At 46.3% G+C, this 13,604-nt stretch carries 13 protein-coding genes; 7 read left to right on the top strand and 6 right to left on the bottom strand.

Annotation, left to right across the window (positions count from 1 at the left end):
* Positions 1-51: 51 nt before the first annotated feature.
* From slmA to coaBC, 3 genes are read right to left on the bottom strand one after another with little or no spacing between them, the layout of a single operon-like run.
* The gene (gene slmA / locus L5M38_RS10250; protein ID WP_113941097.1) at positions 52-645 is read right to left on the bottom strand and encodes a nucleoid occlusion factor SlmA; all 594 of its coding nucleotides are present in this window, start codon (positions 643-645) and stop codon (positions 52-54) included.
* 34 nt (positions 646-679) lie between these two features.
* Positions 680-1,138: a dUTP diphosphatase gene (gene dut / locus L5M38_RS10245; RefSeq protein ID WP_105251173.1), complete on the bottom strand. Its 459-nt coding sequence runs from the start codon at positions 1,136-1,138 to the stop codon at positions 680-682.
* A complete protein-coding gene (gene coaBC, locus L5M38_RS10240) occupies positions 1,135-2,355 on the bottom strand; it encodes a bifunctional phosphopantothenoylcysteine decarboxylase/phosphopantothenate--cysteine ligase CoaBC (RefSeq protein ID WP_263179061.1) in 1,221 nt (406 codons plus the stop codon). Before coaBC ends, dut begins: the two co-directional genes overlap by 4 nt.
* Before the next feature lie 122 nt (positions 2,356-2,477).
* Between coaBC and radC the strand changes: the two genes are divergently transcribed.
* The 5 genes from radC (at position 2,478) to L5M38_RS10215 (ending at position 5,973) form a co-directional block, all read left to right on the top strand.
* A complete protein-coding gene (gene radC, locus L5M38_RS10235) occupies positions 2,478-3,155 on the top strand; it encodes a RadC family protein (RefSeq protein WP_113941095.1) in 678 nt (225 codons plus the stop codon).
* 121 nt (positions 3,156-3,276) lie between these two features.
* The gene (gene rpmB / locus L5M38_RS10230) at positions 3,277-3,513 is read left to right on the top strand and encodes a 50S ribosomal protein L28 (protein ID WP_006079870.1); all 237 of its coding nucleotides are present in this window, start codon (positions 3,277-3,279) and stop codon (positions 3,511-3,513) included.
* A 6-nt stretch (positions 3,514-3,519) separates the two neighbouring features.
* Entirely contained in the window at positions 3,520-3,693 is a 174-nt protein-coding gene (gene rpmG, locus L5M38_RS10225; RefSeq protein WP_006079871.1) for a 50S ribosomal protein L33, read from the top strand.
* Positions 3,694-4,015: 322 nt separating this feature from the next.
* Positions 4,016-5,335 (top strand): amino-acid N-acetyltransferase, encoded by a 1,320-nt coding sequence (gene argA / locus L5M38_RS10220; protein ID WP_105251176.1) that lies wholly within the window; start codon positions 4,016-4,018, stop codon positions 5,333-5,335.
* A gap of 119 nt (positions 5,336-5,454) precedes the next feature.
* Positions 5,455-5,973, top strand: coding sequence for a PH domain-containing protein (locus L5M38_RS10215; protein ID WP_263179012.1), 519 nt, complete (start codon positions 5,455-5,457; stop codon positions 5,971-5,973).
* Between the two features lie 49 nt (positions 5,974-6,022).
* Here L5M38_RS10215 and rarD read toward each other — a convergent pair whose 3' ends face one another.
* Positions 6,023-6,907 carry an EamA family transporter RarD gene (gene rarD, locus L5M38_RS10210; RefSeq protein WP_173497393.1) on the bottom strand — a complete coding sequence of 295 codons (885 nt, stop codon included), beginning with the start codon at positions 6,905-6,907 and terminating at the stop codon, positions 6,023-6,025.
* Between the two features lie 205 nt (positions 6,908-7,112).
* The gene (locus L5M38_RS10205) at positions 7,113-7,577 is read right to left on the bottom strand and encodes a thioesterase family protein (protein ID WP_113941090.1); all 465 of its coding nucleotides are present in this window, start codon (positions 7,575-7,577) and stop codon (positions 7,113-7,115) included.
* Between the two features lie 327 nt (positions 7,578-7,904).
* On the opposite strand from L5M38_RS10205, the gene recQ reads away from it, so the two are divergent.
* Positions 7,905-9,728: a DNA helicase RecQ gene (gene recQ, locus L5M38_RS10200; RefSeq protein WP_263168661.1), complete on the top strand. Its 1,824-nt coding sequence runs from the start codon at positions 7,905-7,907 to the stop codon at positions 9,726-9,728.
* On the opposite strand, the gene L5M38_RS10195 is transcribed toward recQ, so the two are convergent.
* Positions 9,710-11,491: a diguanylate cyclase domain-containing protein gene (locus L5M38_RS10195; RefSeq protein WP_263179011.1), complete on the bottom strand. Its 1,782-nt coding sequence runs from the start codon at positions 11,489-11,491 to the stop codon at positions 9,710-9,712. The two genes, recQ and L5M38_RS10195, sit on opposite strands and share 19 nt — an antisense overlap.
* Positions 11,492-12,000: 509 nt before the next feature.
* On the opposite strand from L5M38_RS10195, the gene leuA reads away from it, so the two are divergent.
* Positions 12,001-13,569, top strand: a complete 1,569-nt coding sequence (gene leuA, locus L5M38_RS10190) for a 2-isopropylmalate synthase (RefSeq protein ID WP_263179010.1) — start codon at positions 12,001-12,003, stop codon at positions 13,567-13,569.
* Positions 13,570-13,604: the final 35 nt, after the last annotated feature.

The raw sequence follows: 13,604 nt of genomic DNA, 5'->3' as shown, positions 1-13,604 counted from the left end.
GAATACCGAACATAAAGGACGATAGTTACCGTCCTTTATGTTGAAAAATCATTAGCTTTGTAAAAGTTGATGCTGGATAAAACGCCACTGTTCATCGAAGTGTGTCGTCGGTTTGAGTTTGAATTCACTTCGTACAAATTGGGCGATGCGGCCTTCGGCAAAGGCTAACAGTAAATTGGCTAATATGGCTTCGTCTAAGTTGAAGCCTTTACCTTCTCGCAGGGTTTTTTCCCGTAAAATTTGCTTTAACTGGGTTTCAATTTTGGCAAATAAGTTACCAATACGACTTCGCAGGCGTTCATTTTCACCGAGTAGAGCATCACCGTTGAGAACGCGGGAAATTCCTGGGTTACGCTCGGCAAAGATCAGCAGCAGTTGCAGTACCAACTGGCAGCGCTTCATGGTGTCTTTTTCGTCATCCATGATTAAATTGATGCGCGACAATAACGACTCTTCGATAAATTCGATTAGGCCTTCGAACATCCGCGCTTTACTCGGGAAGTGGCGATACAGGGCGGCTTCCGATACACCGACTTCTGAGGCCAGTTTCGCTGTGGTGATCCTTTGTCCTGGGTTGGTTTCTAGCATCTGCGCTAGACATTGCAGAATGTGTTCACGACGATTAATTTTTGGGCTTACAGCCATTGCAGTATCCTTGGCTCAATAAAGACTTAGGGGATTATTTAGTGCCTGAATGGCCAAATCCGCCTTCACCACGGTCTGAGCTGTCGAACTCATCAACGAGTTTGAATTGTGCTTGTACCACAGGAACAAACACCAGTTGCGCGAGACGATCGCCCATTTCTAAGGTGAATGGACTGTCACCACGATTCCAACAAGATACCATTAAGGGGCCTTGGTAATCTGAATCTATGAGTCCGACTAGATTCCCCAGTACGATACCGTGTTTATGGCCCAGGCCTGAGCGCGGTAAAATCACCGCTGCAAGTCCTGGGTCGGCCACATGAATGGCAATCCCCGTGGGAATGAGCACTGTTTCACCCGGTGCTATGGTTAAAGCCGTGTCTATCATGGCGCGAAGATCCATGCCTGCACTGCCTGCGGTGGCGTAAGCGGGCAAGGGAAATTCTGAGCCGATACGGGAGTCGAGAATTTTTAATTCAATCGGTGTTTTCATGTATTTGTTTTTTCTTTCACTATCAACGAAAGTAATTGCCGTGCCAACGTGAGTTTGTCAGTAGCAGGCAAATCTTGACTGCCGTGCGGCCAGAAAACACGCAGGGCATTAGCATCGGCATTAAAGCCTAGGCCAGCAATGGAAACGTCGTTTGCGGCGATCATGTTCAAGTTTTTACGTTTGAGCTTATCGCGCGCATAGGCTTCTACATCATGGGTTTCGGCGGCAAATCCCACCACAAAAGGACGGTTAGGTAAGCTCGCAACCGTGGCTAAGATATCAGGATTCCTCACCAGCGCAAGTTGCATTTCTTCGGTCGATTTTTTGATCTTACAGGTGGCGATGTCGCTAATTCGATAGTCAGCAACGGCGGCGCAACCAATAAAAATATCTTTTTTATCAACGTTATCCATCACAGCATCGAGCATATTTTGCGCCGATTCAACATCAATGCGTGTCACGCCTTCTGGGGTGCTTAGATTTACTGGGCCTGAGACTAAGGTGACTGCTGCCCCCATATCTGCCGCGGCTTTGGCGAGTGCAAAGCCCATTTTTCCAGAACTGTGATTTGAAATGTATCTGACGGGATCAATTGCTTCACGGGTTGGTCCGGCGGTAATCAGCACCGACTGGCCTGCAAGAGGCTGCGCAGAGACTTCTTTAGTTGCAAAAAAATCACTGGCTAGCTCGGCAATTTCTAGCGGTTCGAGCATGCGTCCAGGACCCACTTCACCACAGGCCTGACTGCCACTGGCGGGTCCCCAAAGTGTAAAACCACGTGATGCTAGGCTAGTTAAATTCGCTTGCGTAGCCAGATTACGGTACATCTGCTGATTCATTGCTGGACACAGGGCAATTGGCGCCTCAGTGGCAAGACACGTGGTGGTGATTAGCTCATCGGCCATGCCTGCATTAATCCGCGCTAATAGGTTTGCTGTTGCAGGGGCTATGATGACGAGATCTGCCCAACGAGCGAGTTCTATATGGCCCATGGCTGCTTCTGCTGCGGGGTCGAGCAAGCTAGATGCCACTGGATGTCCAGATAAGGCTTGCAGCGTAAGTGGTGTAATAAACTCCATCGCACTTTGGCTCATCACCACGCGCACATCAAAACCACGCTCTTTCAAGCGACGTACTAAATCAGCACTTTTATAGGCCGCAATACCGCCGCCAATGCCCAGTAGGACGTTTTTATTTGTCAGACTCACAGACATCATCCGAGATAGAAATAATGCCAGCAACAATATCACAAAGTGGTGAATTTTAGTGACTATCCCAGTTCAAAAAATCTCGTCCATACTCAGTAAAGTGAAAATATGTGAGATGACAGGGAGGTCACATGGGGATTAAAGATTGGCCTGAGGGCGAAGGTCCCAGAGATAAACTGTTACAAAAAGGAGCTGCGCATCTCTCGGATGCTGAATTACTGGCAGTATTGCTGCGTAACGGTTTAGCTGGATTAAACGCGGTTGACCTTGCTAGGTCGCTTATTTGCGAGTTTGGCGGCCTCAGAAACCTGCTCTGTGCCCCAAGAAATCAGGTGTGTCGACTTCCGGGCGTAGGACCTGTAAAATACGCCCAGCTTCAAGCTGCGGCCGAATTAGCGCGGCGTGTAGCGCAGGAAAATCTGCAAAGAGGTCAGGTTTTGACAAATCCCGATTTAACTCGGGACTATTTAATGCGACAATTGGCCGATCGCTCCTATGAAGTGTTCGCAGTTTTACTGCTGGATAGCCAGCATAGAGTGATTCAATTTGTCGAATTATTCCGCGGCACAATAGACTCAGCCTCAGTATATCCACGTGAAGTGGTGAGCTTAGTGCTGGAGAAAAAGGCCGCAGCAGTTATAGTTTGTCATAATCATCCGTCTGGTATTGCCGAGCCCAGTCAGGCTGACCGACGAATAACTGAGCGATTAAAAAATGCGTTAGCAACCATAGACGTATCCTTGTTGGACCATATGGTTGTAGGTGATCGAGAGATAGTTTCTTTTGCAGAACGAGGCTGGATTAATTAATCTAACACTTGATCTTCACTCTGTGATCGTGTATAAAATGCGCCCTCTTTGTGCCTCGGGCGACGGCCATACGAGGCACATTAATGCTCGAGCGTTAAAATTGTTTTTGGAGAAGATTGACATGTCAAGAGTATGCCAAGTTACTGGCAAGAAGCCGATGGTTGGTAACAACCGTTCGCATGCAAAAAACGCGACCCGTCGTCGTTTTTTACCTAACCTACAAAACCACCGTTTTTGGTTAGAAGAAGAAAAGCGTTTCGTACAGTTACGTGTATCTACTAAAGGTATCCGTCTGATCGACAAAAAAGGTATCGAAGTTGTTGTTGCTGAACTTCGTGCCCGTGGCGAGAAGGTATAATAGATCATGGCTAAAGCTAAAGGTAATCGTGAGAAGATCAAATTAGTTTCTACAGCTAAGACTGGTCACTTCTACACAACTGAAAAAAACAAGCGTAACATGCCTGAAAAAATGGAAATCAAAAAATTTGATCCAGTTATTCGTCAGCACGTTATCTACAAAGAAGCCAAAATCAAGTAATCCTTGGTTAGTGTTTCGAGAAAAGCCCCTTATTTAAGGGGCTTTTTTTTGCATTTTTTTAGTGGCTAGTCATCAAGTTGAGATAATTGCCTTGCAAACTGATGCCGCTGAATCATCCCCTGTGAAGTTAAAAAAGTGTGAACACTTGCTGAAAATATAAAATAGTGCGGTTCTAAGCACTTTAAATCATCAAATCTGCACTTTAGTGAGAATAAATTCTTTATATGTGAATTAAAATGCAATACCATACGCGAAAGTTAGCGATTCATTCCTGGTGTGTCATAGTGACGCTGCCAGCTCAAAAATGAGGTGTAAATAACGCGTGCGTACCACTGAACTGGTTGATGGATTTCGTCATTCTGCCCCCTATGTTAATGCTCACAGAGGTAAAACTTTTGTGGTCATGCTGGGTGGTGAAGCTTTGGCTCAAAATCAATTCCGCGCCATCTTAAATGATGTCGCCCTGCTGCACAGTTTAGGGATCAAAGTGGTGTTGGTATATGGCGCTAGGCCGCAGATTGATGCTGCATTAGCCGCCAACGGTATTGCGCCTGCCTACCACGACGGTGTGCGTATCACGGATGAAGATTCGCTCAAAGTGATTAAGCAAGTTGCGGGTGCACTGCAATTTGATATCACAGCGCGTTTATCCATGAGTTTAAGTAATACGCCGATGCAAGGTGCGCAAATTAACTTAGTGAGCGGCAACTTTGTGATTGCTCAACCACTGGGTGTGGATAATGGTGTGGATTTTTGCCTGAGTGGCAAAGTGCGTCGTATTGATGTGCAAGGCTTAAAACGTCAGTTAGATAATCACTGCATCGTATTGATGGGGCCTATTGCTGCTTCGGTTACTGGTGAAAGCTTTAATCTCACCGCCGAGGAAATCGCGACTCAAGTGGCAATTAAGCTCAAAGCAGACAAGATGATCGGCTTTAGCTCACAGAACGGTATTCTCGATCGCAATGGCGATGTAATTGCCGAGTTGATGCCAAATGATGCGCAAAACATCATGAACAAGCTGGCCGAGCAAGGTTCTGCTTGTGTTGGCACTATGGCGTTTCTCAAAGCCAGTATCGATGCTTGCCGCAATGGTGTGCCACGTTGTCATTTAGTTAGCTACCTTGAAGATGGTGCTTTACTACAAGAGCTGTTTTCCCGCGAAGGGATTGGTACACAAATCGTCACTGAGAGTGCTGAGCGTTTACGCTGTGCGTCGATCGCCGATATTGGCGGTGTGTTGAACCTTATTCGTCCATTGGAGGAACAAGGCATTCTGGTGCGTCGTAGTCGTGAGCAGCTTGAGATTGAAATCGAACAGTTCATGTTGATTGAGCGCGACGGTTTAGTGATTGGTTGCGCTGCGCTCTATCCTTTTGAAGAGGACAATGCGGGTGAGTTTGCTTGTTTAGTGGTGCATCCCGATTATCGCGATGCCGATAGAGGGAGCTTACTGCTGAAGAACATTATCAATCAGGCCAGAAACCGTGGTTATTCACGCTTATTTGCATTGACAACTCGGAGCATTCACTGGTTCTTAGAGCATGGTTTTGTGATTGAAGATGTTGAAGCACTGCCACAGAAGAAGAAGCAGTTGTATAACTATCAACGCCGCTCAAAAATTCTCGCGCTCGATCTTTAAGCCGTTCTAAATCAATCCAATCAATGCCAGCCTAGTACTCATATTAGCGCTGGCATTTTTATTGACATAATATGTCTTTGTTGGCAGATTAAAGCTTCACTGCACGGGAGATACTGCCAATGAGTCCTCAATTTTTTGAACTCGCCCCTTTAACCCAAACCTCTATCTTCAGCTTTATCGTCTTATTGCTCGGTTTAGCGGGTATCTTACTGATGTTATGGCTAAAAAATATGCCTAAGATAGCGAAGTCAGCGAGTTTAGGTATATTGCTGGTGATGATGGGCGGATTTTCTTGGGTCTTCTATCAATCAAATAGCGCCGAATTAGTGTTAACCGATACAGAGCTCACATTGGATGTTCCCTTCTATAAAGTGCAGTTATCCCGCGTGGATTTATTGTCCGCCGAGGCACGCATAGTCGATTTGCAACAAGAGGCAGATTTAACGCCGAGCTTTAAAATCAACGGTATAGGCATGCCAGGATTTCAATTGGGCTGGTTTAATCTACAGGGGAAAGGCAGGGCATTTTTGGCGATAACAGATAAATCGCAGTTAGTGTTAGTGCCAACGACTAAAGGCTACAGTTTATTACTGACAGTACCGCAAGGGAGTGAGTTTTTAGCACAGTTACAGAAGTAATCATCATATGTCATCACTTCTGCCACTGTGTTTATCGGCGTGATAATGTTTACGCCGTTTTGCGTTTATAGGCCATATCTAAGGTAAAGACGAGCAGCGCGCTCCAGATAAAGCCGAAGGTCACGCCTTTTTCGGCATCGAAGGGCTCATTGAACAGACTCACCGCGAGGATGAACATAATACTCGGGCCAATATATTGGAAAAAGCCGAGCATAGACAATGGAATACGTACCGCTGCCCCTGCAAAACACAGTAAAGGAATGGTAGTCACTATCCCTGCCGCCATTAACATCAGATTCAGTTGCCAATCATTAGTCAGCATGCTCGCTGTGGCTGTGTCTAAGGTTGCGAGGAGATAAATCAGCGCTACCGGTAATAACACTGCGGTTTCGACCAATAATCCGGCCTTAGCATCCACATTGACCTTTTTTCGCAGTAGCGCATAGAAACCAAAGGTGCCCGCGAGTGCCAGTGAGACGATGGGAATTGAGCCAAAAGAGATTAACTGGATCAATACGCCAGCGCTGGCGAGTGAAACCGCAAACCATTGCAGTTTACGCAATCTTTCGCCTAGAAATAACATACCGAGTAAGACGTTGAGTAAAGGATTGATGAAGTAACCTAGGCTGGCATCGAGCATGTGATCGTTATTTACCGCCCAGATAAATAGTAGCCAGTTTCCCGCGATCAGTATGGAAGTAATGGTGAGAACCATCAACTGTTTAGGCTGTTTAAACAGTAAGCGTAAGCGAGAAAAACCACCGATAAACTGCATAATGATCAGCATAAACACGAATGACCAAATCACTCGATGGAGCAAAATTTCGGTGGCGGAAACATGGTTGAGTAATTTGAAATATAAAGGTGCAAAACCCCACATACAGTAAGCACTGACGGCAAGTAGGATCCCTTTGCGGTATTCAAGATCTGGCATGAGACATCTTCGAAGAACAACAAGGTGGCGATTGTAGGTGTGTCTGACCGCTGACTCAAGGGCATCGCCGTGTTCTTTTCGTTACAGAATATCTCCGCAAAAGATTGAATGGACAATTAAAGTCAGTAAACATCCTGTTAATCAAGACGTTTACCTTAGTCAGTTTTGAGCCCTAAGGCAGTAATACACATCTAAATTTAACCGCCTAACCCACCATATAAGTCCCTGTTCCAAAAGCGATATGCGTGCCTTGCTCATTATGTAGTTCCATGCGGCATACTGAAACTCTATTACCCGCACGAATGACGCTGCCCGTCCCCGTAAAGGTGAGGCCGCGTCCCGGCCGCAGATAATCGACGCGCATATCAATCGTCCCTAAAGTTTGGAGGCGTTGTTGTAATTCTTCAATCGTCCAATCTTCACGGCTTGCGACCAGTCCTGCAAATGCGGTAAGTCCGCCGACCACATCTAGTACTGTAGCTGTGACACCGCCGTGGAGGATCTGTTGATGGATATTGCCAATAAGTTCTGGTTTCATATTGATGACCACTTCGACACCGTCGACATCGTAACGTTTGATATCGAGCCCGAGTAGATTATGGAAAGGGACATGTTGATCAAATACTGCTGCGACTCTTCTCAAAGCTTCGGCTTGGATTGGGCTGGTCATTTTGGGGTCCTTGTCACTGAGTGACGGTATTAGGCGTAATTGGATTTGTTATCAACACTGAGATAAACAAAGTGCGGCTTAGAGCAATTAATCTACAGTGAAGCTTACGGCTAATGCAACTCCGTCGCTAAAATGACGACACCGTTTCGGCAGTTTTTAAAGTATTTTACCCCGCGTTCGTTATTTTTGGCTTAGCCCACTAGGGTTAAAATAGCTGCAATCGTGGTGAATTGCCTCGTCTAAAGCGCTTTAAATTACCGTTGAATCCTGCATTTTGAACTAGTTTGGGTATAGAATAGGCCCCCTCACTTTTGACATAGAAGATCCATGGAAAAGCTCGTACTCGACACGCATGATGATCCGCTCTCGCAACGCCTCGCGCAGGTGTTTGGTTACCGTGACTTTAGGGACGGTCAGCGGGAGGTGATAGAACGTGTCTGCGGCGGGCAAGATTGCTTAGTGATCATGCCGACGGGCGGCGGTAAGAGTCTGTGTTATCAGTTACCTGCCTTGATGATGAATGGCATCACTATTGTCGTATCTCCATTGATTTCTTTGATGAAAGATCAAGTCGATAGCTTGTTGCAAACCGGTGTTGCGGCGGCTTATCTCAATTCTTCATTGCCGCGAGAGCAGAGCGCCGAAGTATTAAGGCAGCTGCGCCACGGTGAGTTAAAACTGCTTTATGTGTCACCTGAGCGTTTATTAACCGCTGATTTTATTGAGCGAATGCAGTCGCTCCAGCTGGCGATGTTTGCCATCGATGAGGCGCATTGTATTAGCCAGTGGGGTCATGATTTCCGCCCTGAATATGCGGCGCTCGGCCAGTTAAAGCAACTCTTCCCCTATGTGCCTATGATGGCGCTGACAGCAACGGCGGATCAGGCGACTCGGCAGAGTATTTGCGAGCGACTTGGGATTGACCCGTTCCGTTTACTCTCTAGTTTCGACAGGCCTAATATTCGCTACACAGTGGCGGAAAAGCTCAATGCTGCGAATCAGTTACGGCATTTTTTAACCCATCAAAATGGCACCAACGGGATTATTTACTGTAGTAGTCGTCGCCGTGTCGACGAGGTTGCCGATCGTTTATGTCTGCAAGGCTTTAATGCTAAGGCCTATCATGCGGGAATGACGCAGGAAGACCGTGGCGCAGTGCAAGATAGTTTCCTTAAAGATCAAATCGATATCGTTGTCGCCACTGTGGCTTTCGGTATGGGGATCAATAAATCGAATGTGCGCTTTGTGGTGCATTACGATATTCCTAAAAGTATCGAAGCCTATTATCAGGAAACGGGCCGAGCCGGCCGTGATGGGCTTGATGCCGAGGCCTTTATGTTGTTTGATCCTGCCGATATTGGCCGGGTGCGACATTTGATTGAACAGTCTGAGCCCGGGCCGCAGCAGCAAGTCGAATTCCATAAACTCAATACCATGGCGGCGTTTGCTGAGGCGCAAACCTGCCGTCGCCAAGTGTTGCTGCATTACTTTGATGAGAGCGCACTAGAGCCCTGTGGCAACTGCGATATTTGCCTCGATCCGCCTAAGCGTTATAACGGCACCGAAGATGCACAAAAGGTGTTGTCATGTATTTTCCGGTTAGGGCAGCGTTTTGGTATTAATCACTTGATTGAAGTGTTGCGCGGCTCGAAAGGCGCCCCGATTGTTGACCGAGGCCATGACAAACTCACGACTTGGGGGATTGGTAAAGACAAGAGCCATGAGTATTGGTTGAGCGTGATCCGTCAATTGATCCACTTGGGACTGGCGAGTCAGGATGTGACGCGAGGTTCATCTATAACCTTAAACCCATCGGCACGACCTGTACTCAAAGGTGAGGTGGCGTTAATGCTCGCCGAACCTCGCATTCAGTTAACGACCACAAAACGTAAGGTGAGCCAGTCTAAGGCGCCGCTGAATTACGACCGTAAGCTGTTCGCGCGACTCAAGTTACTGCGAAGAACCATAGCTGAGCAGCAGGATGTGCCGCCGTATTTAGTATTTAACGATGCGACGCTGGCGGAAATGGCGGCCATGATGCCGACCAGTGCAGGGGAAATGCTCGCCGTTAACGGGGTAGGCGAGCGTAAACTGAGTCGTTTCGGCGACGCTTTTCTCGATGAAATCGCGGCTTATTTAGCGGGAGAATAATGGTTTGGATTATTCTCACTGATTTTAACCTTGCCCAATTGATTGATACTGGCGCGCTTAATTAAAGACTCTAAGGTATCAAACTGTTGCATTGCCGCGATACCAATATTGACCTTGCTTGAACCCTGCCAAGGCTGAATGCAAGCAACCAACTGACTAACGACTCTTTTAGCACCAGTTGCCGAGGTATGCGGCAGGATAATGACAATTTCATCCATCGAATATCGGATTAACTTATCTTGCTCCCGTAGTCTGTGTTGTAGCTCATCCTGTAAGAGAGGTAGGTCAACTTGACGGATCTGACTCGCATTAAACAATAATAAAGACAGTGGGTAATTACCTTGTTTGGCACTGTTTAATGCTGATGTGACTTGTTGGAGCAGCGTTTCCGCAGGTTCATTACCTTCAATATGTGGGGCACGATTATTCTGTTTATCAATCAAATACCAAATAGCTCCGCCCAATAATGCCATTGCGATTAAGAACAGTGTGCTATAGGCCCAATCGACATTTAGCTCTTGTAGGATTGAATCTTTTTCTAGCGCAGTGCTATTTGGCTCCTGCTGCAGATCTTGTTGATTTAGACGTGCCTTAAACTGCAATATCCGAGCATTATTCATCGCTTGATTGGTGAGCTCGGCCGCTCGATAACGTTTGAGTAAGAAAGAATAGGCCTGTTTAAAATCCCCTTTTTCTAAGTAGTGATCGCTCATGATCCCGTAAAATCCTTTGAGATCAGAATACTGTTTTAGATTTTCAGCTTGCTCAATTGCGTGATTCATGAGGATTAAAGCGGCATCTTCTTGATGCTGAGCAAAACGAATTTGGGCGAGTAGGCGAGTTGAACGCATTGTCGCTAATTGTTGATTTTGTTTTTTAAACGTATTAATCGCGATAGAAAGATATTCTTCGGCATTATCAATGCGGCCTTTATCGAGCGCGATTGAGGCCAAAATGGCATAACTGTAGGCGAGTTCAAGTGGCGAACCGAGCTCAGGTAAAAGCGCTTTAGCTTGTTGTTCGAGTTTATCACTGTAATCAAACTCTTGATTATCAAGCGCTATCCGAGCTGCATTGCGTAAAATAAAGTGTAAAACTTTCCCTTTTGCATCGGCACTTTGTATACCTAAGTTGGTGTAATACATGGCTTGGGGGAAATCATGGGTGGCATAAAGTAAATTTCCCATCGCGGCATACACATAGGCCTGTGGTGGCCAAATCCAATTTTGGGTTTGAGCATGAATATCCGGATAAATATCAATCGCGAGGCGTAAATCTTCGATAGCAGAAGAGAAGTTGTCAGTGTCAGTATCGAGTTGGCCACGTAAGCGTAAAGCATCGACTAAGGCTTGTGGTTGCTGGTAACGTCGCGCGAGGTTAATGGCTGAATCAAGCAAGGGCAGCGCATTTTGGATATTGTTATAGCTAAGGTTGGCATCGGCTTGGCAAATCAAAAAGTAAGGTCGTACTTGATCTAGCTTAAGTTGTTTAGCGTTTGCTTCGCCTAATTGAGCGACGTTGATAGCGGCTTCATTTTCCCCTATTTGTAGTAGGTTTTGGCATTTCAACACACTTAATCTGAGTCGATTGATATCTGAGCTTGCACTGGTCGCAAATTGTTTTTCTAACGCTGTTATTTGAGTGAGTGCTTTACTGGGATATTGGTAGACGAGTTCAGTGAGTTCATCTAATTGGTCTATAGCACTGGCCCCAAAGGGAAACAGCCATAACAACAGGCTCAGTACCAAGACGCGAAAATCCATTTTGTGCTCCATATAAAATGCGTAAGTTCTAATATCCCTAATCACTAAGGCGGGATTATAACTTTTCTTAATCGTTTTTTGCATAAAAAACTATTTTTTTCTAAGGGGAATAAGTTAACACATCCCAGTGATTTCTGAATCCAAACAGCTGGTTAATTCTGTGGAATCGATCACTTATTTGGGGATGAAACTCACAGTTATTAGCCTTAAGACAGGTTGAATGAGTGGAACATGAAAAAATTAGGGTTGACACTATCGGCTAGGCAAGTTAAATATTAACCGTCCTCAATAATTTAAACAGAATAAATATACAGATTAAATGAATATTATTAGCCGCAAACTCGACCTCCTCCTTCTCTCTCTCGCGGTTTATACGCGGAGGTCTTAGTGTTGCACGCTCGATAAAGAGGCAAAGCATTCACAAACCCCGCACCGATGTTGCGGGGTTTTTTGTATCTGAATACGGCAAAAATTAACTAACGAACGGTGATGTTCCATGGAGAAGCGAGATGTCTAACAGAGTCATAATATTTGATACTACCTTGCGTGATGGTGAGCAGGCGTTAGCCGCAAGTTTGTCGGTCAAAGAAAAGCTACAGATCGCCATGGCGCTGGAACGTCTGGGTGTGGATGTGATGGAAGTGGGTTTTCCGGTTTCTTCGCCCGGTGATTTTGAGTCAGTGCAGACCATAGCGCGTACCATCAAAAATAGCCGCGTTTGTGCCTTATCCCGCGCATTGGAAAAGGACATAGATGCTGCGGCGCAGGCCTTGTCTGTCGCTAATCAATTTCGTATCCATACCTTTATCTCGACCTCGACTATTCACGTTGAGAGCAAGTTGAAGCGTTCTTTCGATCAAGTGTTAGAAATGGCCGTGGGCGCAGTGAAGTATGCCCGCCGTTTTACTGATGACGTGGAGTTTTCCTGTGAGGATGCGGGGCGTACGCCCATCGATAATCTATGTCGCATGGTAGAGGCCGCCATTTGTGCGGGCGCACGCACCATTAATATTCCCGATACGGTCGGTTATACAGTGCCCAGCGAGTTTGGCAATATCATTCAGACTTTGTTTAATCGGGTGCCGAATATCGACCAAGCGGTGATCTCAGTGCATTGCCACGATGACTTAGGTTTATCTGTGGCTAACTCGATTACCGCTGTACAGCACGGTGCGCGTCAAATTGAATGTACCATCAATGGCATAGGTGAGCGTGCGGGTAACTGTTCACTGGAAGAGATCGCTATGATCTTAGCGACGCGTAAGGGCATGTTAGGGTTAGAAACGGGCATTAATGCCAAAGAAATTCACCGTACTTCTAATTTAGTCAGCCAGTTATGCAATATGCCAGTGCAGGCGAACAAGGCGATTGTCGGTGCCAATGCCTTTACCCATTCGTCGGGCATCCATCAGGATGGCATGTTAAAAGCACAAAATACCTATGAAATCATGACGCCAGAAAGCATAGGTTTGAATCGCAACAACTTGAATATGACCTCGCGCTCGGGTCGCCATGTGATCAAGCATCGCATGGAAGAAATGGGCTATAGCGAGCACGATTACAATATGGATACTCTGTATGAAGAGTTTCTAAAATTGGCGGATAAAAAAGGCCAAGTATTTGATTATGATTTAGAAGCCTTAGCCTTTATGGAAGCACAGGCCGAAGAAGACAATCACTATCAATTGCAGCAATTAGTGGTGCAGTCTGACTCAACTGAAGGCGTTGCTACGGCGACTGTGCGTATCGAAGTGGGCGGCGAAATTAAAACCGAAGCCGCAACCGGTAATGGTCCTGTTGATGCTGCCTATAACGCGATTGCCCGCGCAACCGATCGTCGAATCGATATCATCAGCTATAAGTTAGGTGCTAAGGGCGTAGGTCAAAATGCCTTAGGTCAAGTCGACATTACCGCGGTTTACCACGAGCAAAACTTTCACGGCGTAGGTTTGGCAACCGATGTGGTTGAAGCCTCGGCACGCGCTTTAGTGCATGTGATGAACTTAACGTGCCGCGCAGACAAGGTTGCCGATTACAAACAAAGCATGCAAAAAAACCGAGAGCTAGGCGGCGTCTAGTCGCTAAAAGCATCCAAAGAATAGTAAGGTCGAGC

Source organism: Shewanella sp. SM101 (assembly GCF_025654465.1).
In the GTDB taxonomy this organism is placed as follows: domain Bacteria; phylum Pseudomonadota; class Gammaproteobacteria; order Enterobacterales; family Shewanellaceae; genus Shewanella; species Shewanella oncorhynchi.
Note: the sequence above shows the minus strand (reverse complement) of the source record. Positions and strands in the feature narration are given on the sequence as shown.